This window comes from Streptomyces sp. NEAU-174 (genome assembly GCF_052665095.1).
In genome coordinates, this window is sequence record NZ_JBQTCE010000034.1 from 35,967 (window position 1) to 61,033 (window position 25,067).

A 25,067-nucleotide genomic window follows, 5' to 3' on the forward strand; every position below is an offset into this window, starting at 1 on the left:
CATGCCCCGGTGGATGGAGCGGCTCGACACGCTTACCCGCTCCCGTCGGGAGGGGTCCCGGAGCATCTGGCGCAGGATGTGCCGGGCACGCCGGTGCCGCGCGGGGCGGCGGGGAAGCTCCGCTCGGACATGTGCGACGCACGGTGACCTCCCGTTGTCCGCGTCGCAACCGTGTCGCAGCGGGGTCGAAGGCGAGTGGCGTGGAGTGATCGTTGAACGGAACGACGGACCGGACGACAGCGTGGTGGCGTTGGTGACGGCTGGCGCACACGCTGATTGCTTGCCCCCGAGCGACCTCGGCGTTGGTGAGAAAAGGGTCATCTCCGATCTCGGCCAACACATGGTCGCCGTCGCGCAGGAAGCAGACAGACTCCCGCCCCGGTCGGGACTCATCAACGCGGCCGGCGCCGGCTCGGCCGATACGCCAGGGCGTGACCTTGTGTCTGCGGATCGACGCCGGACGTCCGATCGCGCATGTGGCCGCGGAAGCCGGACTCTCCCGCCGCTGCCGGGCCAAGTGGCACGCCCACCGGCGCGCGCACGGCGGGACCAGACCACTCGGCCGCTCCTCCCGGCTCGCCTACACCGAGGCCCTGGACGATGCGAAGGGCATCACCACGGTCGCCTTCCGGCACCGGGCAGTTGCCTTCTTCGCCGCCCACGACATCACACCGATCCGCCGCTGCCTCACCGACAACGGCGCGTGCCACCGGTCTACGACCCGGGCTGACCCGCTCACCACCCCGACCGGTACGAAACACAACACGCGCGGCCGCACGCCGCACTCGGCGGCCGACCGCGCCGTTGGGTTTGCTGGAGCGCCAGAAGCCCTCGGTGAGGTAGACCCCGCGGCTCTACAAGTCGGCCGGGTCCCTGCGCAGCGTCACCTCGCGCCCCGACGCGGTGCGCACCGTGACCGCACGCACGCCCGGTCGGCCGGGCACGACCACCAGCGGCAGCCGCTCGAAGGTCTCGGCACCGATGTGCTCCCGCAGTTCCCCGGCGTCAGCGCCGATCTCCAGCCGGGTCACGGCCACCCCGCGATCACCGCGCTCGGTCGCCCCGCGATCCGGGTTGGTGGCCGGGTCCTCCCGGTAGAACCAGTTCGGCAGCCCCCGGCGCCAGCACGTGTCGAGCGCGCGGCCGGGGCCGGGCGCGGTGGTGATGATGCGCTGGGTGCCGTCGGGCTGGATGCGTCCCGGAAGCCGCGCCACTTCGCCGCCGAGCCGCTGCGCGACCGCGGCCATCTCTTCAAGCGTGTCGGCGCGCAGGCTCCAGAACATCCACCGGTCGCCGTCCGCGATGGCCCGGTCGAACCAGGCGGCCCCCGCATCCCGCACGGCTGCGGGGGCCGTCACCGCCTCGACCTCCAGGTAGACGTCCTCGCCGAGCGGGAAGATCGTGTTCGCGATGGCATCGGCGAAGACGCCACCGTCGTAGTGGGCAAGTCCTGTCTCCTCCCGAGCCGGTCCGGTTCGGGGAACCGCGACGGTCCGCGGTTCGCCACGTTGTCCGCGGCGATCAGCCCGTCGCGCTTGCGGATCCGCTGCCCGCCGACCTCCAGAGCCTCCAGTGCGATGCGCCGCCGTCCGCTGGGGACGATGCTGAGGCAGCGCAGCAGTTCCTCGACCGCATTCGCCACGAGGGCGTCGTCACCGTGGCGGACTGCGGCGATCTGGTCTGGGTGCTCCAGCAGCGCGGACTGGCACGGGCCTTGATCCCCGGCCACTGCGCCGGATACCCGTCCCGGGTCGAATCGGAGCTGACGCGCGGATCGGCCAGCGGCGCGCGGACGTCGTCGTACCGCGTGAACAGCCACGGCTCGCCGCCGTCCCAGATCCGCACCTCGGACACCGGCTCCTCCCACAGCCTGCGATGGAGTTCAGGCGGCGGGTCGAACGGGCAACGGCCCGCGTCATCGGGTACCGGGGCACGTCGGGCGCGACTTTTGACATCGCAGTTCTCCTACAGAAAGTTACCAAACGATTGTTCAGAGACTTACTGAACAGATGTTAGGAATCTTGAGGGCACTCGTCCACCGTCCTGGTCAAGATCGGCCACCGCAGCGAAGAACGGCTGGGATGAAGTGGGAGAAAACGCCGCGTTTCAGGCAAAAATGAGCGACACGAACTCGTCGACGAACGACATCACGGAGTCCGCATCGGTGTGCTTGGCGGAGTTCTGGAAGAGGGCGACGCGACCGTGCGCACCAACGAACGCGATCACGGCAGCTCGCTCCGCGGGCACCCGGAGTGCGACCCCCGCCGCGGCGCAGCGCGCGAAGCCGGCGACGAGCAGGTCGATCACGTCGGCCAGTGGCCCGGCCTGACGGACGCCGGGCGCGGTCCGGGGCGGCCCGTTGGCCGTCATCAGCCGGTAGTGCCCCGGGTTGTCCATCGCGAACCGGCAGGAGGCGTGGAGCATCGCCCGCACGCGGCCCACCACATCGCCGGAGTCCACGCGATCCTCGGCCGCCTCCATCGCGGTGTGCAGCCGGGCGAACTCGTGGTCGGTGAGGCCCGCCACGAGCGCGGCACGATCGGTGAAGTGCTGGTAGATGCTGGCCGGCGCGATACCGACGGTGCGGGCGACGCCGCGGATGGTCAGTCCGTCCTCCCCGTCGAGCTCGGACAGCAAACGGCTGGCCGCGGCGAGGATCTCCCCGCGCAGCCGCTCGCCCTCCCCCCAACGGTTGCGCATGCGCGGAGCGCTGACCTGGGACTCTTTCGACACGTACCTATTCTTACCATCCAGCCGCCCGGCCGCGGCCCGGCCCGGGCTTCTGCCCTTGGAGTGTGGAAGCCTGACGGGTGTTCTTGGCCAGCACGAGCAGGCGGTACCAGTGATCAGTCGTGCGGCGATTCGCCGGCAGCCGAGCGACGGCCTCCGATGGAGGCGACCAATGCGTCTGCCACGATCGCCGCATCTGCCTCTGCGACATCTGCTGGGTATTCCGGCAGCAGATCGTCCCAGACGGGCATCCATGACCCGCGCAGCTGGGTCTGTCCCTCGGGCCGAGCGAAGAACCAGATGTGCAGGTGTGCGCCTCCATCTCCGATGCGGTAGACGTGGGCTCGCGAAATGTGTGGCAGAGCCTGCACGTGGCGGACGATGTGAGTGCACAGGACCCCCAGCTCGGCTGCCAGGTCATCGGGCAGGTCAGCCATGTCATAGTGCTCACGCGGATACAGCATGAGCACCAACGGCACACCAACTCCCGTGATCCGGGTGAGCCGCCAACTGTCGTTGAACCAGATCCCATCGTCTCGGTCACGGCACGCCCCGCAGTTCGACGGGTCCTCGCCGCGTCGCGGAGGCTCGGGCAGCACCGGGGGGCGCAGCGGCGCGACGCGCAATCCGTCCCGTTCGAACGGGCTGATATCCCACCCTGTCATGCGCGCGAGCGGGAGCCGACGCTCACCATCCGCAGCGGCAAGCGCGTGGTCGTAGAACTCGTCAGGTCGTAAGGCCATGGCCAGAAGATTAGTTCGACATCGACACCCAGTGAGAGGACCGGGGTGACCTGACTCCTCCCTGGTGGGCTGCCACCGCTACTTGGCGGCCGTCACCTGGGCGTAGTTCTGTGCGAAGCGGGTCAGCAGCCTGGCCAGCATGTCCCGGTCGAGGCTGGGCCAGCCTGCTGTGGCCTCGGCGATGACCCGGCGCCGGAAGTTTCGGATTGCCGCGAGAGCGTCGGCGCCTTCGTCGGTTAGGACGAGCAGGGAACGGCGTCCGTCACGCTGGTCGGCTTCGCGCCGAAGCAACCCCGCGTCCAGCGCCCGTGCCGCCAGTCGGCTGGCCCGGGAGGGATATCGATGGGCACGCCCAATCCGATCGGCTACTGGCTCAAGCACCTGCACAACCTGCTGGAAACCCAGTTCGACACCACCCTGGCCGACCTGGGTCTCGGCCGCCGCCACTGGCAGGTGCTCCGCCGACACGGCGGCGGCGTCAGCCAAATGCAACGCAACGTTTTGCAATGCAGTACCGGCGAGGCATTGCTGGCCGAGCTGGTCGCCATACCCAGCGTCAACCCTCGTGAGCAGGCCGTCGCGGCGGAGACTCCCCTCGCGGAATTCGTCGCGGACTACTGCCGTCGCCTGGGCATGACCGCCCGACTGGAGGAGGTCGCCGACGGTCGCTGCAACGTCGTCGCCACCATGCCGGGACGCCGCACCGCCGAGTGGCTCCTGCTGGAGACACATCTGGATACCGTCGAGACCGAAGGGATGGCCCTCGACCCCTTCACCGCACACGTCCGCGACGGCCGCCTGTACGGGCGCGGCGCCTGCGATGCGAAGGGGCCGCTGGCCGCCTTCCTCTCGGCGCTCGCCCGTATCACCGCCTCCGGGCGCCCGCCCGAGCGCACGGTCGTGCTGGCAGGTGTCATCGACGAGGAGCACCGCTACCGAGGCGTGACACACCTCCTCGGTCCGGAAGGAGGGACGGACACCACGGGCGACGGCAGCGGTCGATTCGCCGCACGCTGCGCCGGTGCCGTCGTCGGCGAACCGACCAGCCTCGCCCTTGTCGTGGCACACAAGGGCGTCATGCGCTGCCGCATCGTCGCCACCGGACCCGGCGGGCACAGCTCCCTCCCGGAAGGGCGGGTCAACCCGGTCGAGACGGCCGCCGAGGTGGTCCGCTACCTACGCGACGAGGTCACCACCCGGCTGGCCCGGCAGCAGCGGCCGCTGGTCGGCGCACCCACCCTGGTCACCACACAGGTATCCGGCGGCTCCGGACCCAACGTCCTGCCTGAGCGCTGCGAGATCACCATCGACCGTCGCACCGTGGGCGGCGAGGAGCCCACGCAGGTGTGGCGGGAGCTGAAGGACGAGCTCGAGAGCCGCTTCCCCGGCCTCGTGGAGGTGGCACCGCCACACGTCGTCGACTACGCCCTCCCCGCGCAGGACGACGGTGCCGGCGCCGCTTTCTCCGCGGAGGTCGGCCGTGCCCTGGTCGCCCATGGCCTCGACCCGGCGGGCGTTGGCGTGGGCCACGGCACCGACGCCAGCAAGATCTGCCGGGCCGGCATACCCTCCGTCGTCTTCGGCCCCGGCTCCATGACCGAAGCCCACACCCCCCGGGAGTTCATCGAACTCAGCCAGCTGACCAGGGCGACCGACGTACTGGTCACGCTGCTCACCACCGGCTCCGGCCGCGCCCCGGGCGGCGACGGTGACTGACGCACCCCGCGGCGCCACCCGGGCCGGCCCGCACAGTGAAAACCTCGCCGAAGGCCACGTCGGCTGGCGGTTCAAGGCACTCCCCCCGCAAGCGGCGCGGTATCACAGCGCGCAGATCCCATCCCAGCGCTACCGCCTCTTCGAGGACGGCTTCGAATGGCCCGTCATGGTGCTCAAGGAAGACGCGCTGGACGCGAACCTCAAAGCACTCGCGGCCTTCTGCGTCGAGCATGGCGCGCTGTTCGCCCCGCACGGCAAGACGACGCTCTCCCCCGCCCTGTACGCACGTCAGGAAGCCCTCGGCGCATGGGCCGTCACCGTTGCCACCCCTCACCAGGCCCGTGTCCACCGAGCCGGAGGCGCCCGCCGCATCCATTGCGCCAATCCACTGATGCATACCGGATTCGCCCGCTGGATACAGCGTGAGATGGCCGCCGATCGGAGTTCGGGTTCTCCGCGTACGTCGACGGCATCGAGGGCGTCCGCCTCCTCGGCGCGGCCCTGGACCGGCGCGGCCCACCGCTCCCCGTACTCGTGGAGGTGGGGCACGCGGGCGGCCGTACAGGCTGCCGCACCCGTGCGCAGGTGCTGGCCGTCGCCCGAGCGGCGGCCGCCGAGCCCGCCCTCGCGGTTGTCGGTGTCGCCGCCTACGAGGGCAGCGTCAGCCACGCCCGCACCCCCGAGGCTCTCGCCGAGGTCCCCGGGTTCCTGCGCACCGTCCGGGCCGCCATGTCCGGTATCGCCGACGAGGGTCTGCTGGACACCCGTGCCGGTACGGGTGAGTGGCTGGTGAGCTGCGGCGGAAGCATCTACTACGACATCGTCGCCCGTGAACTCGCCCACGGCTGGGGTGGGAACGGCGCGGCGCCGGGCCGGCAGCCGGGCCTGACCCAGAACACCCCGAACGGCCGTCCCGTACGGCTACTGCTACGCAGTGGCGCCTACTCCTCCCACGACGACGGGCTCTACGCGCGGCTGGCCCGGGAAGCGCCCGGCACACCGCGGCTGGCGCCCGCCATCGAGGTGTGGACCCAGGTGATCTCCACCCCCGAGGAGGGTCTCGCGCTGCTGGACGCCGGCCGCCGTGACCTCCCCTTCGACGAGGGACTCCCCGTACCCCTCGCCCACCGGCCACGGCACGCCGGGGCACGGGACGCCTGGGCGCGGACCACCACGCGTGATGCCGAATCCCTCAGCCACTGGCGGATCACCGCTCTCAACGACCAGCACGCCTTCCTGCGCTTCCCGCCGGGCAGCGGCCCCCGTGTCGGCGATCTGCTCGCGCTCGGCATCTCGCACCCCTGCACGGCGCACGACAAGTGGCAGCTCGTGCCCGTCGTCGACGACGACTACCGCGTCGTGGACACCGCCCGCTGCTTCTTCTGAGCGACTCGTCCTCCTCCCCCGCCACCCGATCCGGAGTCCCCCCGCTCCGGCCGCACCGTCCCCAGGAAGGATCACCACCCGTGTCCAGTTCCCCCTCCCCCACCCTGTCCAAGGGCGCCCCCGGCGCTCCGACGGCGACCGACCACCCACACTGCGTACCCGCTGGGCCGTACTCGCCGCCAACTTCATGGTGCTGGGCCGCAATTACGCGGACCGGGCAGCCATCGGCGTCGCCGCGCCGTACATCATCGAGGAATACGGCTTCTCCGAGACCGCGTTCGGCTGGATCCTCAGCATCTTCGCCGTTTCCTACGCGCCCTTCGGGCTCATCGGCGGCTGGGCCGCCGACCGTTTCGGCCCCGCAAGGCCATGGGCTGGGCGGTTCTCGCCTGGTCCGCCTTCACCGCCGCCACGGCGGCGGGTGCCGGATTCATCAGCTTCCTGATCATCCGGATTCTCTTCGGCGCCGCCGAAGGCCCCCAGGCAACCGTCACCGCCAAGCTGATGAACACCTGGTTCCCGAGGCGGGAGCTCGGCACGGCCATCGGTGTCGCCAATGCCGCCACACCCCTCGGCGGAGCCGTCGGAACCCCCATCGTGGTCGCCATCATCGAGGCGACGAACGGCAACTGGCGTGCGCCCTTCATCATCTTCGGCATGGTCGGCGTGCTCTTCGCAGTCGGCTGGTTCGCCGTCGTACGGGACACCCCTGAGCGGCACCCCTGGATGAAACCCGGGGAACTGCGCGAGATCCGCGGCCCGGAGGGCGAAGCGGTGACAACGGGCAAGACCCCCGATACCGAAGACCACATCCAGGAAGACGAAGACACGGCCGGAGAGGGCACGGCAGGAAACAAGGCGGGCGGCACCGAGCCGTCGGCGCTGCCGGGCGTATGGCACTACGTCGCCCGGCCGGTCATCTGGGCCACGGCCCTGGCCTACTTCGGCTACGCCTGGATCCTCAACGTCTTCCTGACCTGGTTTCCCACTTATATGGTCAGCGAGCGCGGCATCGACCTGGACCACTTGGCCGTCGCCGGTGCCATTCCATGGATCGGCGGCTGCATCGGCATGATCGCGGGCGGCATCGCCACGGACTGGCTCGTACGCCGCCTCGGCGCCGCCGCCACCGTACGCCGCTGGACGATCGTGATCTGCCTGATCCTCTCGGCGGCGCTGTTCGGCGGCATCGGGTTCGTCGGAAGCGCCGTCGAGGCCGTGGCGCTCATGACGGTCATCATCTTCCTGCTCTACTTCACGGGTGCGCAGTACTGGACGGTGGTCGCCGAGGAGGTGCCCGGGCCGCGCTACGGCACCGTCGCCGGCGTCGTGCAGTTCATCGCCGGGTGCGCCGGCTTCCTCGCCCCGCTCATCACCGGAGCCGTGGTCGACCACGCACACTCGTGGACGACAGCGTTCACGACCGCGGTCGTCATCGCCATCACCGGAGCACTGCTGCTGGCCATGGCCGGACGCGGCAGGACGGCACGCGGCTCCGCGGGGGCCGGGAGGTCATGATCCGACGGCTGGTGGGGGCTCTGTCGAGTGGCAGCTGGCGGACGCTTGACGAGCACGGGTGACCGGAAGCGATGCCGCAGGCAGGCAGCCGCGCCCGAGGACCCATGCCGCGCGCTACCGGCGAACCGGTACGACGCTCGTAGGGCGCGCTCAGCGGCTGCTCAGCGGCTTGCCGTATTTCTGGGCCGTGGACAGGTTCGGGAGGCCGAGGGTACGGGGCGAGAGGGCCGTCGAGCCGTCGGCCGAGCCGCCGCGGAAGAGCCATGCGGCGCCCAGGGAGGCGTTCTCGCCAGGCGATCCGACCTTGACATCCGGTACCCCGTCGGCGTCGCAGTCACCCGAGGCGACCGCCGCGCCGAAGGTGTCGCCCGCCTCGGCGACGCCCGGGACACCGGGCGTGTCCTGGTTCCAGGAGACGGATGTGGCGGCGCCACCCGCGTCGAGCAGGCCCTGAGCGCCGCCGGAGAGCAGCCATGCGGCGCCCGCCCCCGCTTTGCTTCCGATGGCCTCACCAGGAGCGCCCGTGATCAGGTCGTCGCGGCCGTCGCGGTTGACGTCGGCGACCGCGAGGGCGGCGCCGAAGCGGTCGCCGTCCTCGGCCACGCCCGGGACACCCGCCGTGTCCTGGTTGAGAGTCTGGGCGCGGCTGCCGAACGGGCCGCCCGCGGGGCTTCCGTAGTGGAGGTGGATGCCGCCGCCCCTGGCGAGTTCTTCGGGGCCGCACGGGTCGTCGATGTTCTCGTCGGCGATCTCACGGCACTCGCCGAGAGCCAGGTCGTCGTGGCCGTCACCGTCGAAGTCGCCGGCGGCCAGGGCGGTCACGCCGGCGTTGTCCGTGTTCCAGAAGTTGGCCATCTCGGACCGGTCGGCGTCCCACTTCCACAGTCGTACATGAGACTGCGTGTTGGGGTTGCCCGCGGTCCAGTACGCCACGGCCAGGTCCACCGTACCGTCGCTGTCGAAGTCGCCGGTGGTCAGGACGGGGGCGCGGCCGCCCATCGGGGCGGCGACGACGGTGGTGATCATGCTGTCCTCACCCTGGATGACACGGGCGACGACCTTGTCCGTGCCGCCGATCACGATCTCCTTTTCGTCGTCGCCGGTCAGCTCGGCCGCCACGACCGATGTGCCGTACGCAGCCGACGGCGACGGCCCGGTCAGGACCGTCGTCCCCGGTCCCGGCCCGTCCGGCGAGCCGCCTATGGCGCTGACCATGCCCGCGTCCGTACCGCGGTCGGTGACGTCCTCGCCGGGGACACCGGCGAGCAGTTCCGCGATGCCGTCGCCGTCGAGGTCCGCCAGGGCCACGGACGCGCCGAAGCGGTCGCCCACCTCCGGGGTGCCGGGAACCTCGGGAGTGGCCTGGGTGACACGGATGCTTCCGTGGGCGCCGACGCCCTTCGGACCGCCCCAGACGACGTTCACATACCCGGCCTTGGCCTGGCCGCCGACGGTCCCGTCCGGGACACCGACGGCGAGGTCCGCGTAGCCGTCGCCGTTGAAGTCGCTCGTGGCGCTGCGGGGTGCGGCAGCGGTGGCGCCGGACGGGAACACGAACCCCGCGGTGGCCACGGCGCCGGCTGCGATGGCGTACGTCAGGATGCGGCTGCTGTGTGGCACGGAGGCTCCCACTCGGTCGACGGGTGCGGGTCGTCTGGTGTGACCGTCGGCGGGCGGAGCTGGTTGTACGGAGTTCACCGGTGGTTGGCGCCGGGTTAACGGTGGGCGGGCTCGATCCGAGCGGACATGGGCGGCGTAGCCGATGGCGTCCGGGTCATCAGACGTGAGAAATCAACCGGCTTCAGCGCGGTGTCCGCTCATCACTGCCAGGCTTTCGTCCCGGATGGGGTGTGAGGTGTCACGGTCGGGCCGGTAAGGAGCCAGGGTGGGTTCGGGCAGGGAAGTGGTGAGTTCCGCGGCGGCGAGGGCGGCGAGGAGCGGAGCGAGGGTGACGCCGCTGTGGGTGGTGATGGTGTAGAGGCCGGGAGCCTGCGGATGCGGGCCGACCAGGGGGCGGCCGTCTTCGGGAACGGGGCGGACACCGATCCGGGTACCCCCCAGGGAGCGGAAGGCGGGCAGGATCGCGGCGCACCGGCTGAGGAGGTCCGCTTCGGGCGGCACATCAGTTGACGCGGTCGGGGCGAGGAGGGCGTCGACCGGCCAGGAGATGGCGCAGACCCGGTTGCCCGGGGCGGGGCGCAGATCGACGCCGGGGGTCGCGAGGATGGCGCGCAGCGGCTCGGCGAGCGGGACGGACTCGCCCACCAGACCGGGGATCTGGCGCAACGGCAGCCGTACCCCGGCCAGTTCGGCGACGCGTCCGGCGTCGGGGCCCGCACAGTTGACGATGTGGTCGGCCTCGAAGCGTCGGCCCCGTGCCTCGGCGCCGCGTACCCGCTCACCGTCCAGCAGCAAGGCGGTGACGGGACTGTCGTAGCGGATGTCGGCGCCCAGGGCCGCGGCCCGGTCGAGGAGGGTGCGCGCCAGGAGGGGGGCGTCGTACCAGGCGGCGTCGTCGTGCACGACGAGTTCGGTGGCGCGGCAGGAGGCGGGGTCGACGGCAGGTGCGAGAGTACGCAGCTCGCCGGGGTCGGCGGTGCGGCAGGGGTGCCCCCAGCCTGCGAGGCGCTCGGCACGCGCGCGGAGGACGCGCTGTTCCTCCTCGGTGTGGCCCCACTGGACGAGCGGCGCGGGATGGCGCCAGCCAACGGCTCCTGTGTCCGCGTGGATCTCGCGCTCCAGCTCCCGGTGGAGCGCGGCGCTGCGCCGGTTGAGCAGAAAGTAGGAGTGGGGGGTCTTCAGATGGGTGACGTCGATGGAGAAGGTAGCGCTGGAGGTGCCCGGCGTGCGGCCGCCGGCGTCGAGCACGGTGACGCTGACACCTGCCTCGGCCAGGCGGTGGGCGGTGGCGGCGCCTATCACTCCGGCACCGATGACGAGGGCACGGGTCATGGAGACTCCTTCGGTGGCGGTCGGGTGTGGGGCGGTCGGAGAGCGCGCCCGAGGCCGGAAAGTCTTGCCGGAAACCTTGCCGGGGAGGGTCGGGGAATCCGGCGGGGTGGTCAGAGAACCTTGCTGAGGAAGGCGCGGGTGCGTTCGTGGCGCGGGTCGCCCAGCACGTCCGCCGGCGGGCCGGTCTCGACGACGGCTCCGTCGTCCATGAACACCAGCGAGTCGCCGACCTCGCGGGCGAAGCCCATCTCGTGGGTGACGACGACCATGGTCATGCCGTCGTCGGCGAGCGCTCGCATCACCTCCAGCACCTCCCCGACGAGTTCGGGGTCGAGCGCGGAGGTGGGCTCGTCGAAGAGCATCAGTTCGGGCTTCATCGCCAGGGCGCGGGCGATGGCCACCCGCTGCTGCTGGCCGCCGGAGAGCTGGGCGGGGTAGCTGCCCGCCCGGTCGGCGAGGCCGACGCGGTCGAGCAGTTCCGCGCCGCGTTCGTATGCCTGTTTCTTCGGCACCTTCCTGACCTGGACGGGGGCCTCGATGACGTTTTCCAGCGCGGTCATGTGCGGAAAGAGGTTGAAGCGCTGGAAGACCATGCCGATGCCCTGGCGGCGTCGTGAGACGGCCTTCTCGCTCAGCTCGTGGAGCTTGCCGTCCCGCTCTTCGTAGCCGACGAGCTCGTCACGGACGTACAGGCGTCCCCGGTCGATGGTCTCCAGATGGTTGACGCAGCGCAGGAAGGTGGACTTGCCGGACCCGGAGGGGCCTACCAGGCACATCACCTCCCCGGGGGCGACAGTCAGGTCGATGCCCTTGAGCACATGGCTGCGGCCGAAGCTCTTGTGCACGCTCTCGGCTCTGATCACGGCTGGTGTCAATGTGCGCTCTCCTTACGGTGGTTCCGGGCCGCGGCGCGCAACCGCTGGAGCGGGGTGGGCGGCAGGTCGCGGCTGTTTCCGCGGCCGAAGCGCCGTTCCAGGTAGTACTGGCCGACGCCCAGCACGGAGGTCGCCACGAGGTACCAGAAGCAGGCGACGACCAGCAGCGGAACCTGCTGGAAGTTGCGTGAGTAGATGCCCTGGATGGAGGTCAGCAGCTCGGGCACGGCGATGGCGAAGACCAGCGAGGTGGTCTTCAGCATGGAGATCACCTGATTGCCGGTGGGCGGGATGATGATGCGCAATGCCTGCGGTAGCACGATGCGGCGCAGGGTCTGCCCGCGGGACATGCCCAGCGCCTGGGCGGCCTCGTTCTGGCCGTCGTCGACGGAGGTGATGCCCGCGCGGACGATCTCGGCCATGTACGCCGCCTCGTGCAGCCCGAGGCCGAGGACGGCGGCGGTGAGCTGGGTGATGAGGTCGTTCGTATCGGCCCGCACGAATGTCGGCCCCCAGGGGATGCCGAGGCCGATGGTGGGGACGACCGCGGAGAGGAAATACCAGAAGAGGAGCTGGACCAGCAGCGGGGTGCCGCGGAAGAGCCAGATGTAGCACCAGCTGAGCCGGGAGAGCATCGGGTTGGCGGACATCCGCAGGACGGCGAGGACGACACCGCCGACGATGCCGAGTGCCATGGCGAGGAAGGTCAGCAGCAGCGTGGTCCGCAGCCCCTCCATGATCACCGGCGAGAAGAGGAACTCGCCGACGGTCCCCCACTGCATACGGGGATTGGTGATCCAGCCCTCCAGGAGGAAGACCAGCAGGAAGGCCACGACGACCGCGGCGGCGCGCTGCCCCGGACGGCGCGGCGGGACGGGGCGCAGGGACTCGGCGGCGTCGCCGGAGTCCGCCCGGATAAGGGTCTCGGTCATGCCGCACCCCCGTTCACGGTGGCGCGCTTCAGGGCTCCGGACCCGATGTTCCACTGCTTGAGGATCTTCGCGTAGGTGCCGTTGTCGATGAGTTTCTGAAGGGCACCGCGGACAGCCCGTACCAAGGTCGGCTCCTCCTTGTTGATCAGGATTCCGTAGGGCAGGAAACGGTACGGCTCACCGGCCGTGCGGAACCTGCCGTGCGACATCTCCGCCTGGTAGACGACGGTGGGGGTGCCGCCGACGAACGCGTCGGCGCGGCCCGTGGACAGCGCCTGGAAGCAGCCGACGGAGTCGGGGAAGACCAGTTTCTCCAGCTCCGGCTCGCCGTTCGCCGCACACTTCTCGGCCTGCGCCGCCACGTCGTCCACCTGCGAGGTGCCCTGCTCGACAGCCACCTGGCTGCCGCACAGGCTGGTGAGGGAGCGGATGTTCCCGGCGGCCTTGCTGGAGGCGAGGATCGAGCTGCTGGTCTTCATGTAATCGACGAACGTGACCTGAGACTGGCGCTCCTTCTTGTCGAGCATGGCCTGGATCGCCACGTCGTAGCGTTGGGATCGGACACCGCCGATGATGCTGTCGAAGTTCGCCTGCACCAGGCGCACGCGGACGCCGAGGATTTGGCCGACCGCGTGAATGAGGTCGGGTTCGGCGCCGATGACGGTCTTGTTGTCGATGTCCAGGAGGGACAGCGGCGGGTAGTCGTTGCCGACGGCCGAAGTGATGGATCCTTTGTCGCGAATATCCCGAGGGAGCAGGGCGCGGAGTGCGGGGTCGACGCGCTGCTCGGGCACCTTGGACTGATTGACGGTCGTGGTGCCGCCGCAGGCCGTCACGGTCAACGTGAGCAGCGTCGCGAGCGCGAGGGGAAGTGCGGTGGCGCGGGCTCGCGCATGCCTTCCGAGCACGGTGCCTCCCTTCTGGGCCGCTGGTCAGAGGACCGGCGCGGGGCTGGTGAACGCCCAATCTGCGGGATGGCGGCGGCCTGGGCAAGAACAGGGAGAATGAACGTTTCCATGCGGAGTGTTAAGTTCATTTGATGCTGACTCCGCCGCAGCTTCAGGCGATATGCGAGGTGGTCGCCGCGGGCTCGTTCCGTACGGCCGCCCAGCGCCTCGGCTACACCCCCTCCGCCGTCTCCCAGCAGATCTCCACCGTCGAGCGCGCCCTGGGCGTCCCGCTCTTCGAGCGCTCACCGCGCAGCGTGCGCCCCACCGCGGCCGGGCTCCAGCTCGCCCTGCGCGCGGGACGGCTGCTGGCCGACCTGTCGGCGACGGAGAACGAGATGCGCGCCTACGCCGCGGCCGAACGAGGGCGACTGCGGCTGGGCAGCTTCTGGTCCGCGGGGTTCCGGCTGGTGCCGACGGTGCTGACGGGGTTCCTCCGCGACCGGCCCGAGGTCGACGTCCGCTACGAGGAAGGCGACCCGCACATCACCGTGCCCGCGGTGCTGGAGGGGCGGCTGGATCTCGCCGTGATCTTCGAGTACGGCGTGGTACCGCACAGCTGGCCCGAGGGCCTGGAACACACGCTGGTACGGGAAGAGCCGCTCTACCTCCTCCTCCCTGCGGCACACCCCCTCGCCGGTCGGCCGCACATCCGCCTCGCCGACCTGCGGGACGAGCGCTGGATCAGCTACCACGAGGACACCGACGCCGCTTACTGCCTGCGCCACATCTGCGCGGCCGGCGGCTTCCTGCCCGAGGTGCTCTTCCGTACGAACGACTACAACCTGCCCTACGAACTGGTCCGGCAGGGCCTGGGGGTGGCGATCGCACCGGAACTCGCCGTCGTGGACACCTCCGCCTCACCCGACGCGTCCGGCACCCGCCTCGTCCGGCTCACCGACCCCGCCCACACCCGTCGGGTCTATGCCACCCGGCGCACCACCGACCCCAACCCCTTCCTCCCCCAGGCCATCGCCCTCCTGCACACCGCCGCGGCCGCGCTGCCCGAGCGGGGCGAAGGCGAGTGCCCCGTGGTCACCGGCTGAACAGCGGTGCGCCGGCGGCGATACGTTGGTGTCGGCTGGTGACCTGGGCTGTCGCCGGATCTGGCGCGCGGACTGGGCACCTTCCGAGTCGGCAACCCGCAGGTCTCCCGGCTGTACGGTTGCCAGGTAGTCGCGGGCTGCCGGAGGGCAGCCCGCGTGGATAAGCCTCCAGATGTGTGACGCGCTCGATCGCGCTGTGCGGCTGATGAGATTCCCAGGCCCTGGTCGGACGGTCGGGTCAGCGCAGTCCGGCGAAGAGATCGTTCTCGGGTACGGCCGCGCCGGTGGCGTCCTGGACACGCACGAAGGTCTCCATGCCCATCAACTCGCCGAACCGCTCCTTGCCCATCTTGAGAAAGAAGATGTTCTCGCCCTGACTGGCGTGCGCGGCCAGCGCGTCGAACTTCTGGCCGCTGAACGCGGTGGTGTCCACCCACGTGGTGATCTCATCGTCGGGGAGGCCGATCTTCGCCATCGCGGCGGCCTCGGCGGGATCCGGCTCCGGCATGTCCTCATGGAACTCGCGCATGATCTCGCCGAACCGCCGCATCCCCGAATGGGGCATCGTGGTCCAGTACACCTTGGGGGTCAGCTCGGTCATCTCCAACGCCGCCATCGTGATGCGGTGGGCCTGGATGTGGTCGGGGTGGCCGTAGAAGCCGTTCTCGTCATAGGTGACGACCACATCGGGCCGGTAGTGCCGCATGAGTTCCGCGAGCCGGGCCGCGCCCTCCTCCACGGGGGTCTGCCAGAAGGATCCGGGGGCGTCGTTGCTCGGCCAGCCCGTCATCCCGGAGTCGGCATAGTCCAGCATCTCCAGATCGCTGATCTTCAGGACCTCACAGCTCGACTCGAGCTCCTGACGGCGCATCAAGGCGACCGCCGCCGGATCGTGCCCGGGTTCGCCCGGCTTGACACCCCCCGGTCCGTCACCGCAACCGCCGTCGGTACACGTCACGAGAACCGTACGGATGCCTTCCGCCGCGTATCGCGCGAGGACCCCTCCGGTCCCGGTGGCCTCGTCGTCGGGGTGGGCGTGCACTGCCATCAGCGTCAAGGACCGGTCAGTCATGAAACAGTCCTCCTGCAAGAAAAACGTCTTGATCCAAGTGCGCGGCGAGCGTTCCGCGGTCCTGGGGCCCGGTCCTGTTGGGGCGGATGGCCTTGTTCCCACCCGTCCGACGCCGGTCCTTCGGTCGATGCAACGCTGCCGGCCGGACCGGCTGTTCCCGGCGTGGCCGCTTGGCCTTCCCAAGGCGTCGCGGGCTATGAGGACCAGTTGGCCGGGGTGCAGCCCTCCGGTCGGAGAATCCAGGTCGGTGAAGCCGGTGGGAACACCGGTGAGCTGACCGTTACGGCTACCGCCTGCGTGGGTCGTCGGACACAGCGGCTGTGAGCTGGTCAGCCGATGGGGTACACGGCACAACCGCGGACCGCCGGGCCCCGCAAGGAGCTCGACCCCGACCTGTATGCGTCGAAGAACGAGCGCAACTCGGTGGCGTCTGGAGTGGAAATCAGGAAGGCTCACGCACATGGTCTCGGTATTGCAGAACGTGGCGATTGACTGTGCGGATGCCTACGAGTTGGCCCGGTTCTGGAGCAGGGTGACCGGCCGCCCGTTGCACCCGGAGGACAAACCGGGTGATCCGGAGGCTCAGGTGCTGCTGGCGGAGGGACCAGTGCTGCACTTCAACCAGGTGCCCGAGGCCAAGACGATCAAGAACCGGATCCATCTGTGTCTGCGCCCAGAGACCTCGCGTGAACAGGAGGTGGAACGGCTGCTGGGCCTCGGCGCCACCTTTGTCACCGATCACCGCGATCCCGATGGCTCTGGCCCGCCCGGCACACGACGTCAACTGCACCCGAGGCGACCCTTGAGGCCGCCGCCCGAGACGTCCGGGCACCGTCACCGTCACCTGGGCCGGAGGGAGAACCACCACGGGCGAGACCGCCCGCGAACTGGTCGGCCAGGGACATCGCTCCGAGGCAATCGCCCGGCACCCGCACGCGGAGGGCTTCCGCCCGGCCCCGCGGACGCGCCCTTTACCACCCCATGCTCGCGAGCCGGACCCCACCCTACGCCGAGGTGTCCGCGACCTTCGAGATGAGGAAGCACCGCTCGACCCGTGGCTCGTTCGATCACGATCTCAATCACGACGCGCCCCGGATCAGGCACCAGCATACGTCCGTAGCGATCGGCATAGCGCGGCTTCTGCATCCGAGTCCGCGCGGACTTCCGCCGTTCCTTCCAGCGTGGCCCGGCGGCCTCCGTCAGTTGGCAGACGGCTACACGGGCCTCGCTGCCAGCACATTGGCAACCTTTTGCTGGATTTGCGGTCGGGTGATGGCGCGCGCGATGCCTGCGGCTGCGTCGATCGTCACGCCGACAGGCACCACGTGGGAGCAAGTTCGTCAAGGGACCGCCGTCGGTAGTGGCTGCGTTGGGCTGTTGCCTGGTGGCGTCTGCGCCAGGTGGACCAGTGCAGCAGTCTGGCCGCGGTGACGGCCGGTGGGCTGAGGACAATGACGAGCAGGTGGTGGATCTCCGGGACGGTCAACGTGATCGGATCGCTGCAGCGGATGGGGGGTCCGGGTCGGTGGTCCGGTCCGGTGCCGTGATGGCGGCGACGGCGGTCAGGAAGGCCAGGGCGAGCATGGCGAGCGTGATGTGCCGGTGCCATGCGGTCCAGTTCCGGACCCTGGTAATGGTCGAGGCCGACTTGGCCCTTGGCGGCCTGGAAACACTCCTCCACGCTCCAGCGGACACCTGCGACGCGGACCAGTTCCGCCAGGGGCACCTTGGTGGGTGACCAGCACAGATAGAAGGCGAGTTCACCGGTGGTCCGGTTGCGGCGGATCAGCAAGTGGCGGTGATGATCGGTGCCGGTGTGGATCCAGGCCCAGTCGTAGTAGCGCGGGCCTTTCGCCCCTGCCCCGGTGCTGTGCCGCTGCCAGGCCGTGGCGGGCAGACAGCGGGCGAGGACATCGGCGCGGATCCGGGTGCGGCCGTGGTTGACCCGGACCCGGGTGGAGCAGGCGACGGCCAGCACGTAGCCCAGGCCCCGTGCCTCCAGAGCGGCGCGGAGCTGGGGTCCTGGCCGTAGACTGCGTCGCCGGTCACCCAGGAGGCGGTGATGCCGGCGTCCAGCGCGGCGGCGATCATCTCTTGGGCCAGGCGGGGCTTGGTCGCGAACTGCACCTCGTCGGGTATCCCGGCCGCGTGGCGGCGCCCGGGATCGGTAGACCAGGAGTGCTCGGGCAGATAGAGCGGGCGGTCGATCAGCGCCCGCCCCCGCACGGTGGCCAACGCGAGGAACACGCCGACCTGGCTGTTCTCGATGCGTCCTGCGGTACCGGTGTACTGCCGCTGCACCCCCGCCGAGGCCCGGCCCTTCTTCACAAAGCCGGTCTCATCCACGACCAGAACACCGCCGTGGGTGCCAAGGTGGTCGACGGCGTAGGCGCGCAGGTCATCACGGACGGTATCGGCGTCCCAGCGGGCGTAGCGCAGCAGGCGCTGCATCGGCCCGGGCCGGGTGTGACCGGCCTGTTCAGCCAGCTGCCAGCAGTTCTTGCGCTCGACATTCGACAGCAGCCCGAGAAGATAGGCGCGGGCGGTGGCTCGCGGATCAACTCGGCCGAACCGTTCAGCGATCCGAGCCATGGCCTGGTCGAACATCGCTCGCCAGCGGGCAGGGTCTACGCTATGGCCTGCGGCCACCGCACGATCTTCAGGAGTCCACACAACCCCTGATGATCACGCGGTGGCCGTACCCGTTCCCAGCCGGGTCCGCCGCAAGATCACGAAACCAGACTGGAGTATAGAACCTATTTCTCATCTGGCCTGGCTCTTGCAGGTCAGGGGATCGCCTGCTTCGGGCGGATCCGCCCGAAGCAGGCAGGAGGGCGATGCTTCTCAAGGCCAGCGTCCCGGTCAGGACCTGCGTCCCGGTCAGGACCTGCGCTCCTTGCTGTTACGACGGTTCGGGAGCTTTCCAGCGGGTGACCGAGAAAGTCACCGAGGCGGGGCGCTTGGCGGTTACGGCGGTCACCTTCAGCTGAGCGACGTCCTTGTCGAGACTGTCGAACCTGCAGAATCGGTCCCCGGTCCGCAGTTCGGAGACCGGTATCTCGAGTTCGTTGCTCTCGCTGCGCGCCGCAGCGTCCTGGCAAGCGGTGAGGCCCAGGTCGGCGGTGCCCTCCACCCGGGCCACGTATCCGCGGAACCACATCTTCGGACTTCCGACCAGACAGCTCGGGGAGTACTCGATGTCTCCCCCGCCGCCGTTCAGTCTGCTCCTGTACGTAACGACCGGCATGTCCGAACCGAGCCCAAGGCTGCCAAGGACACAGCCGCGCGCCTTGGCCACGTCGTCGGACACCGTGACGGGCTGGTTCTCGTAGACCTTGTCGCCGGGCTGCGCCGGCGCGCCCTCGGTCTTCGCCGGCCCGGCCCACACGGTCGCCGACAACGTCAGCTCCCCGACGGGGGATCCGCTCACCTTCACCACGCGCAGGAGGACCACGCGGCCGCCCGCGGCGAAGTCCTCGCAGAACCGGTCCCCCGGCGCCAGGGCCCCGGTCTTGTAGCGGTCGATGTGCGTGCCGTTGCCGACCGCTGCCCGGGCGGCATCCTGGCAGCCCGCCTGGTCGAGGTCCCCGGCGTCCGCGGCAACCTTGGCGACGGGCACGTCGTCGAAGTCCAAAACCTCGTTGTCCCAGGAGCAGGGAGGCTCCCAGGACAGGACAGGTGGCCTGCCCTCGTCCGTCTGGTCCCCCTCGTCGTTCAGGCGCGGGTTCGACTCATGGGGCCCGAGGACGCGCGGCCCGCTGTCAGCGAACTCCACGTAAAAGTTGAAGTCAGACGGGCATCCGTTCTTGATCGCCTGGACATTACTCAGCGAGACTTCCTTGTCCCGGTAGAGCAGCCCTGTCCTGGAATCCGCCGACGAACCGGACGCTGACCCTTTCGGCGCACCGGCCGCTGATCCGGCCAGACCCTCGGACTGCCCATCGCCGCCCCCACAACCTGTGAGAACCACTGTCAGAAGCAGCACGAGGCCACCGCCGCATAAGGCCTTCCCCTGACGACCGTTGATTCCCCACACGTCAACTCCCCCATCGGTTTGGAAACCACCCACCATACCGACTACCGGGACGGCGCCGACAAGAGTGGAGGATCCTGTTGACCGCACGTTACGTAGTGGCCTTCTTGGGTCAGAAGCTGTTTCTGATCCTCGATGCTCTTGATCTTTAGACTTCGCTGCTGCCAGGAGGTGCCTGGCGGCACATGTGACCAAAGTGCTGCTGGACTGCGTGTACCTCCCCATGCCACGTTCGAAGCCGCAGGGGAACCGGCAACGGGGGGCTGGGGAATGCTGCTGAGGGAGTTCAGCACGGAGGCTGTGGCAGCGCCGGAACGCTTCGCAGTGTGGGAAGAAGCCACTGGACAAGCGCACATGCGCACCCGGATGCGCAGCAACGACCATGACGACTTCAGAGCCAAGATACGCGTCCTGGACTTGGGCGAGGTCCAGCTGTCGGCGGTTGCCTTCCCCCATCTGGAGATCACGCGGACAGCGAAAATGATCCGGCAGTCCGACCCCGAGGTGTACCAGATCAGCTACATTCTCGGCGGGAAGGGGGCTCTGTCCATGGCCGGGAGTGACACGGCCATGGGCGCTGGCGACCTCATGGTGTTGGACAGCAGCCATCTCTACCATGCCCACCGCCACGCCCTTCAAGACAGCTGGTCGCAACTGATCGTGCAGTGTCCTCGCCGGATGCTGCCGCTGCCAGAGAAGACGGTGCAGGGCCTGATCGCAGTCCCGATCAGCGGGCGCTGCGGCATGGGCGGGGTGTTTGCCCGCTGGCTGGTCGACCTCAACGCGCGCGCCGGCGAATTCATCTCCGCCGACATCCCCACCCTCGCCTCGGTCACCCTGGATCTCCTGGCGTCCGCGCTCGCCGGCTGCCTGGAGGCTGAGGTGACGCTGAGCCCGGAGGCCCGCAGGAGTGCCCTGCGGGCCCAGATCAACGTGTTCGTCGAGCAGCACCTCGCCGATCCCGACCTGCCTCCCCAAACGATCGCGGACGCCCACCACATCTCCCTGCGCCACCTCCAGCAGCTGCTCGCCGAAGACGACACATCACCGGCAGCCTGGATACGCCACCGCCGTCTGGACCGCTGCCGCCTCGACCTGACCAACCCCCGCCTGAACACCCGCCCCATCCAAGCCATCGCCGAACGCTGGGGCTTCACCAACCCCACCCACTTCACCCGCCTGTTCCGGGCCACCTACGGGATCCCCCGAGGGACTACAGACACCTGCCGCCCAAGACGTGCGCGAATTGGCAACAACCCTGCGCGGAATGACAAGGCTGGATGCTATGGCTCTCGGCATTCTGAAAGCCGATCAGTCAAACAGTCCTTAGCCATGACGTCCTAGACAAGCACTGAGTTGTTGGCGCGGGGACACGGAAGTCGTCTTGCCCAGCAGTGCGGGGAACGATATCGGAGTGATTCCATGCGCCTACGGCACGCCGTGACATGGACAGGACTGGCTCTTGGAGCACTCGGGCGCACCAGCAGTAGGCCAGCCCTCGACGGATCGTCGAATACCGCAGTGGCTGCCCAAGGACCGGAACTGAAGAGAGGGGAATCTCGTGCGCCGCATAGGCAGGTTGCTATCAGTCATCGCCATGTCGATCAGCAGTGTGGTCCTCGTGGCTACAGGAGCGTCGGCCGATGGTGACCGTATCAGCACTCGTGGTCTCGAACGCGTCAGTGTCAAGAATGGAGCAACGCTCTACCGGGGCGTCACATCGCAGCATCAGCTCGCCGCTGTCTGTGGTGGGCGATTCTGTGCCTACAGCGGGAGAACAGGCGAAATCATACCGCTCAGCAACTGCGGACAAGCGGTGACCATCCCGCTCACCTGGCGAGGAACGCCAAATGGAGATTACTGGACAAACGACCTGGAGAACGGTGGCTACAGCGCCATGTACAACAACAGCGGAAGTACCCCCATCTACAACACGCCGCGTCCGTATGCGGCTGACTCGTCTGCCGACTGGAGGCCAGTTAACCGCGGCTAAAGGTCGTCTGCTGACCCGTGAAATCGCTGGAAGCGGGACATGACTACCGTGACACGGTAGTCATGTCGGCGGGCCATCTCGGTTCGAAGCGCCCGGAACGAGATGTGCCGACACTGGCAGTGCCTGGACGCGCTGCGATCGGTTTTCGGTGTGCACCGCCGCCCCAGCGGCTGCGCCCGTCAGCTGCCGATGCTGACGAGGTGTTGGAGCTGGTAGGCCAATCGTGGGCTGCATGCGCCGGAGAGGATGCCATCGCGTGAAGGTTCCGGAACCCCCGGCCGAACCGGGCCGGGGTCAGCTTGCTGTACTGCGACCACGGCAACGGCGTCCGGTTCGGGTTCTTCTCCGGCTCCGGGGTCCGCCACCAGTTCGCCGACGCTGAGGTTCCGGCGTCGGACCCGAAGAAGTTCGGGTCCTGGTCCTCGCACTTCATGACGGAGTACCACGCCCGCTACGGCGGTAACGGCGTGATGATCTACTGGCACGTCGAGCGGAAGAACGTCTGCATCTACTCCCAGCTCAAGAGCTGTTCGTCGTCCGAGGTCGCGGCGATGATCGAGGGCCTGCTGCGGCACTGGACGGACGCCGAGATCGAGTCCAACTACGTCGCCACCCACGGCGCCTCGGTGGTCGGGTTCGCCTTCACCGAGCTGCTCAGCTTCCGCCTGCTGCCGCGTCTGAAGAACATCGGCAGTATCCGCCTGTACCGTCCGGACGACACCCCGCCCGGCTTGCCCGCACTCGGACCCTCCCTAACGCGGCCGATCCGCTGGGACCTGATCGAGCAGCAGTACGACCAGATGGTGAAGTACGCCACCGCGCTCCGGCTCGGGACGGCGGAGGCCGAGCAGGTTCTGCGGCGCTTCAACCGCGGCGGCCCCAAGCACCCGACCTACCAGGCTCTCGAAGAACCCGGCCGCGCAGTTGTTCTGGTCCAACCTCAACCCCTACGGCACCTTCCGCCTGGACATGGACCAGCGACTCGACCTGGGGCTCACGGTGCCCCGTCCCCGTGGCGCGACAGACACCGCCGGTCGATCACGTGCGGAGACGCGATGACGAACTTCCGGCAACCCGCCGTCCGGCAGGCAGGGTGGTGTGTCCGAGCAACGGCTGATCGGCCCCGTCACGTCAGACGGCGGTAAAGCCGCCGTCTGCGGGTACCACGGCTCCGGTGATGAAGCTGGAGCGTGGTGAGGCGAGGAAGCAGAGAACCTCGGCGATCTCTTCAGGCTGGGCGACTCGGCCCAGGGGCTGGGCGTCGGCGAACGATGCCAGGTAGGCGCGGCTGTCGGGGCGGATCGTGTCGAGGAAGTCGGTCTCGATGACGCCTGCGGCGACAAGGTTGGCGCGGATGCCCCATGGTCCGCCTTCGACGGCGAGCACCTTGGTCAGTTGGGCCAGGGCGCCCTTGGACGCGCTGTAGGCGGCGCCTTCGGGCAGGGCGACCGTGCTGGCGTAGGACCCGGTGCTGACGATGCTCCCGCCGCCCCGGCTCTGCATCGTTCGGAAGGCTTCTCGGGCGCAGAGGAAGGATCCGCGGGCGTTGACGGCCATCACGGTGTCCCAGTCTTCGGCGGTGGTTTCGGTGACGGGTTTGTTCAGGGTGCGTCCGGCGTTGTTCACCAGGATGTCCAGTCCTCCGAAGGTGTCCAGCGCCGAGCGGACCGCGTGGACGGCGGTTTCCTCCCGCGTGATGTCGCCCCGCATCGCGAGTACGCCGGGGAATTCGTCCCCCAGGGTCGTGACGTCGGGACGCAGGTCGACGGCGACGACGCGGGCGCCGCGGGCATGGAGCAGTGCCACGGTCTCCTTGCCCACGCCGCGCGCGGCCCCTGTGACCAGGGCGGTCTTCCCGGCGAACTCGGATGCTTCGGCAGACGCGGCGGTGGGCGTCATGATGAGGTCCTCTCGTAAAGATCGGGGTCGCGCGCAGTTTCCCGCGCGGCTGTCTGGGCTGCTGTACGGTCACGCACTCACGAGGCAGACGGCACAGGAGATGAGCGCGCTTGCCGGGCGTGCGCACGGGTGGCGCCGTGGACGCCCGGCGGGCGGGTTGTTCAGTGTGCGGTGAGGCCGCCGTCGACGACGAGTTCCGAGCCGGTGACGAAGGAGGAGTCGTCGCCGGCGAGGAAGAGGATCGCGGGGGCGACCTCATCGGCGCGGCCGGCTGCACCGCGCCCTTCGACGCCTGGTAGGCCGCGGCCGCGCCGCTGCCCACCAGGCCGAGCACGGACGAGGTGTTGATCACCGACGCGTTGCCGCTCGCTCGCAGCAGCGGCATCGCCGCCTTCATACCGAGCCAGGTGCCTTTCTGGTTCACGTCGATCACGCGGTCCCACACCTCCTCCCGCTCCCGGGCGGAGGAGACGTCGAGGAGGGCGGTCGCCACCTCCGCGCCACCCGCCTCGATGCGCCGCGCCAGCTTCTGGAGGGGTTCCTGGGCTACATCGGTGATCACCAGCCGGGCGCCCTCCTGGGCGAAGAGTCCGGCGGTCGCCGCACCGATCCCCCCGGTCGCGCCCGTGATCAGGGCCACCTTGCCCTCAAGACGTCGTCCGGTCATGAATACGGTCCTTCCCCGTGCGTTTGATACGTCTGTCAGCGACTGCTGCCTGCCTCGGCAGTCGGTCCGCTCCCACGAGGAGTCGGTCTCCCCGACCGGAGCAGCTGCTGCCCGAACCCCGTTGTCCCGCTACGCTCGCCGCCCCGCTACGACGACCTCTGCTCCCGGTGGAGCACGAGGTGTTCGTGGTAGAGCACTCCGTCGCGGATGTCCCCTGTGGCGGTGAACCCGGTGTCGTCGACGTAGTCCAGGTGACTACCGGTGACCGTGTAACGGCCGGTGTACGCACTGGCCCGCTCGCCGCGAGCCTCGTCGTAACGGCCGTCCGGCAGCAGCTCCTGCCGAATGTGCCCGTCCTCGGTCACCCACATACCGACCACATCCACGTGGCCGTCCTCGATCGCGGCCATGGCGGCCCCCTCTCCTCGAACGGTGCGGTCCCTCCCGCTCCACCGAGTCTGCGCAGGTCAGCGGCGACCAACCAGGACGCATGCTGCCTGGGTGCACCACACCCAGGCAGCACGGCGGCGCGCCGCCTAGCCTGAAGACATGGACGAC

General features: G+C 69.2%; 17 protein-coding genes and 6 pseudogenes. 8 read left to right on the forward strand and 15 right to left on the reverse strand.

What is annotated here, in order from left to right; all coding sequences use genetic code 11:
- Window positions 1-569 precede the first annotated feature (569 nt).
- A pseudogene (locus ACT2CW_RS48650) lies at window positions 570-716 on the forward strand (IS481 family transposase); the annotation flags it as partial.
- Window positions 717-854: 138 nt separating this feature from the next.
- Here ACT2CW_RS48650 and ACT2CW_RS48655 read toward each other — a convergent pair.
- The 4 genes from ACT2CW_RS48655 to ACT2CW_RS48670 all read right to left on the reverse strand — a co-directional run bounded on the left by ACT2CW_RS48655 (window position 855) and on the right by ACT2CW_RS48670 (window position 3,764).
- Window positions 855-1,613, reverse strand: a complete 759-nt coding sequence (locus ACT2CW_RS48655; RefSeq protein ID WP_445521255.1) for a VOC family protein — start codon at window positions 1,611-1,613, stop codon at window positions 855-857.
- A gap of 493 nt (window positions 1,614-2,106) precedes the next feature.
- Window positions 2,107-2,733 (reverse strand): TetR/AcrR family transcriptional regulator, encoded by a 627-nt coding sequence (locus ACT2CW_RS48660; protein ID WP_445521243.1) that lies wholly within the window; start codon window positions 2,731-2,733, stop codon window positions 2,107-2,109.
- 113 nt (window positions 2,734-2,846) lie between these two features.
- Window positions 2,847-3,473 carry a hypothetical protein gene (locus ACT2CW_RS48665; protein ID WP_445521244.1) on the reverse strand — a complete coding sequence of 209 codons (627 nt, stop codon included), beginning with the start codon at window positions 3,471-3,473 and terminating at the stop codon, window positions 2,847-2,849.
- A gap of 78 nt (window positions 3,474-3,551) precedes the next feature.
- Complete coding sequence (locus ACT2CW_RS48670) at window positions 3,552-3,764, reverse strand: hypothetical protein (protein WP_445521245.1); 213 nt, start codon at window positions 3,762-3,764, stop codon at window positions 3,552-3,554.
- Window positions 3,765-3,815: 51 nt separating this feature from the next.
- On the opposite strand from ACT2CW_RS48670, the gene ACT2CW_RS48675 reads away from it, so the two are divergent.
- The 3 genes and pseudogenes from ACT2CW_RS48675 (at window position 3,816) to ACT2CW_RS48685 (ending at window position 8,093) form a co-directional block, all read left to right on the forward strand.
- Window positions 3,816-5,189, forward strand: a complete 1,374-nt coding sequence (locus ACT2CW_RS48675; RefSeq protein WP_445521246.1) for a M20 family metallopeptidase — start codon at window positions 3,816-3,818, stop codon at window positions 5,187-5,189.
- Window positions 5,190-5,729: 540 nt separating this feature from the next.
- Complete coding sequence (locus tag ACT2CW_RS48680; protein WP_445521247.1) at window positions 5,730-6,575, forward strand: hypothetical protein; 846 nt, start codon at window positions 5,730-5,732, stop codon at window positions 6,573-6,575.
- A 187-nt stretch (window positions 6,576-6,762) separates the two neighbouring features.
- Window positions 6,763-8,093, forward strand: a pseudogene (locus ACT2CW_RS48685) (MFS transporter).
- 150 nt (window positions 8,094-8,243) lie between these two features.
- Here the strand turns inward: ACT2CW_RS48685 and ACT2CW_RS48690 are convergent.
- The 5 genes from ACT2CW_RS48690 to ACT2CW_RS48710 form a co-directional block, all read right to left on the reverse strand.
- A complete protein-coding gene (locus ACT2CW_RS48690; RefSeq protein ID WP_445521248.1) occupies window positions 8,244-9,713 on the reverse strand; it encodes an FG-GAP repeat protein in 1,470 nt (489 codons plus the stop codon).
- A gap of 171 nt (window positions 9,714-9,884) precedes the next feature.
- Window positions 9,885-11,045, reverse strand: coding sequence for an NAD(P)/FAD-dependent oxidoreductase (locus tag ACT2CW_RS48695; RefSeq protein ID WP_445521249.1), 1,161 nt, complete (start codon window positions 11,043-11,045; stop codon window positions 9,885-9,887).
- A 110-nt stretch (window positions 11,046-11,155) separates the two neighbouring features.
- Window positions 11,156-11,908 (reverse strand): amino acid ABC transporter ATP-binding protein, encoded by a 753-nt coding sequence (locus tag ACT2CW_RS48700; RefSeq protein WP_445521256.1) that lies wholly within the window; start codon window positions 11,906-11,908, stop codon window positions 11,156-11,158.
- An 8-nt stretch (window positions 11,909-11,916) separates the two neighbouring features.
- A complete protein-coding gene (locus tag ACT2CW_RS48705; RefSeq protein ID WP_445521250.1) occupies window positions 11,917-12,852 on the reverse strand; it encodes an amino acid ABC transporter permease in 936 nt (311 codons plus the stop codon).
- Window positions 12,849-13,760: an ABC transporter substrate-binding protein gene (locus ACT2CW_RS48710; RefSeq protein WP_445521251.1), complete on the reverse strand. Its 912-nt coding sequence runs from the start codon at window positions 13,758-13,760 to the stop codon at window positions 12,849-12,851. The genes ACT2CW_RS48705 and ACT2CW_RS48710 overlap by 4 nt, the downstream gene beginning before the upstream one ends.
- Before the next feature lie 131 nt (window positions 13,761-13,891).
- On the opposite strand from ACT2CW_RS48710, the gene ACT2CW_RS48715 reads away from it, so the two are divergent.
- Window positions 13,892-14,845: a LysR family transcriptional regulator gene (locus ACT2CW_RS48715; protein ID WP_445521252.1), complete on the forward strand. Its 954-nt coding sequence runs from the start codon at window positions 13,892-13,894 to the stop codon at window positions 14,843-14,845.
- 238 nt (window positions 14,846-15,083) lie between these two features.
- On the opposite strand, the gene ACT2CW_RS48720 is transcribed toward ACT2CW_RS48715, so the two are convergent.
- Entirely contained in the window at window positions 15,084-15,917 is an 834-nt protein-coding gene (locus ACT2CW_RS48720) for a PIG-L family deacetylase (protein ID WP_445521253.1), read from the reverse strand.
- Window positions 15,918-16,377: 460 nt separating this feature from the next.
- On the opposite strand from ACT2CW_RS48720, the pseudogene ACT2CW_RS48725 reads away from it, so the two are divergent.
- Window positions 16,378-16,680, forward strand: a pseudogene (locus tag ACT2CW_RS48725) (VOC family protein); the annotation flags it as partial.
- A gap of 543 nt (window positions 16,681-17,223) precedes the next feature.
- On the opposite strand, the pseudogene ACT2CW_RS48730 reads toward ACT2CW_RS48725, so the two are convergent.
- Both ACT2CW_RS48730 and ACT2CW_RS48735 read right to left on the reverse strand, forming a co-directional pair.
- A pseudogene (locus tag ACT2CW_RS48730) lies at window positions 17,224-18,524 on the reverse strand (IS701 family transposase).
- A 295-nt stretch (window positions 18,525-18,819) separates the two neighbouring features.
- Complete coding sequence (locus ACT2CW_RS48735; protein WP_445519548.1) at window positions 18,820-19,953, reverse strand: hypothetical protein; 1,134 nt, start codon at window positions 19,951-19,953, stop codon at window positions 18,820-18,822.
- A 363-nt stretch (window positions 19,954-20,316) separates the two neighbouring features.
- On the opposite strand from ACT2CW_RS48735, the gene ACT2CW_RS48740 reads away from it, so the two are divergent.
- Window positions 20,317-21,294 carry an AraC-like ligand-binding domain-containing protein gene (locus ACT2CW_RS48740; protein ID WP_445519547.1) on the forward strand — a complete coding sequence of 326 codons (978 nt, stop codon included), beginning with the start codon at window positions 20,317-20,319 and terminating at the stop codon, window positions 21,292-21,294.
- A gap of 948 nt (window positions 21,295-22,242) precedes the next feature.
- Window positions 22,243-22,869, forward strand: a pseudogene (locus tag ACT2CW_RS48745) (Tn3 family transposase); the annotation flags it as partial.
- 205 nt (window positions 22,870-23,074) lie between these two features.
- Here the strand turns inward: ACT2CW_RS48745 and ACT2CW_RS48750 are convergent.
- The 3 genes and pseudogenes from ACT2CW_RS48750 to ACT2CW_RS48760 all read right to left on the reverse strand — a co-directional run bounded on the left by ACT2CW_RS48750 (window position 23,075) and on the right by ACT2CW_RS48760 (window position 24,919).
- Window positions 23,075-23,842 carry an SDR family NAD(P)-dependent oxidoreductase gene (locus ACT2CW_RS48750; protein WP_445519546.1) on the reverse strand — a complete coding sequence of 256 codons (768 nt, stop codon included), beginning with the start codon at window positions 23,840-23,842 and terminating at the stop codon, window positions 23,075-23,077.
- 161 nt (window positions 23,843-24,003) lie between these two features.
- A pseudogene (locus tag ACT2CW_RS48755) lies at window positions 24,004-24,509 on the reverse strand (SDR family NAD(P)-dependent oxidoreductase).
- Between the two features lie 146 nt (window positions 24,510-24,655).
- Window positions 24,656-24,919: an Atu4866 domain-containing protein gene (locus ACT2CW_RS48760; RefSeq protein ID WP_182467980.1), complete on the reverse strand. Its 264-nt coding sequence runs from the start codon at window positions 24,917-24,919 to the stop codon at window positions 24,656-24,658.
- Window positions 24,920-25,067: the final 148 nt, after the last annotated feature.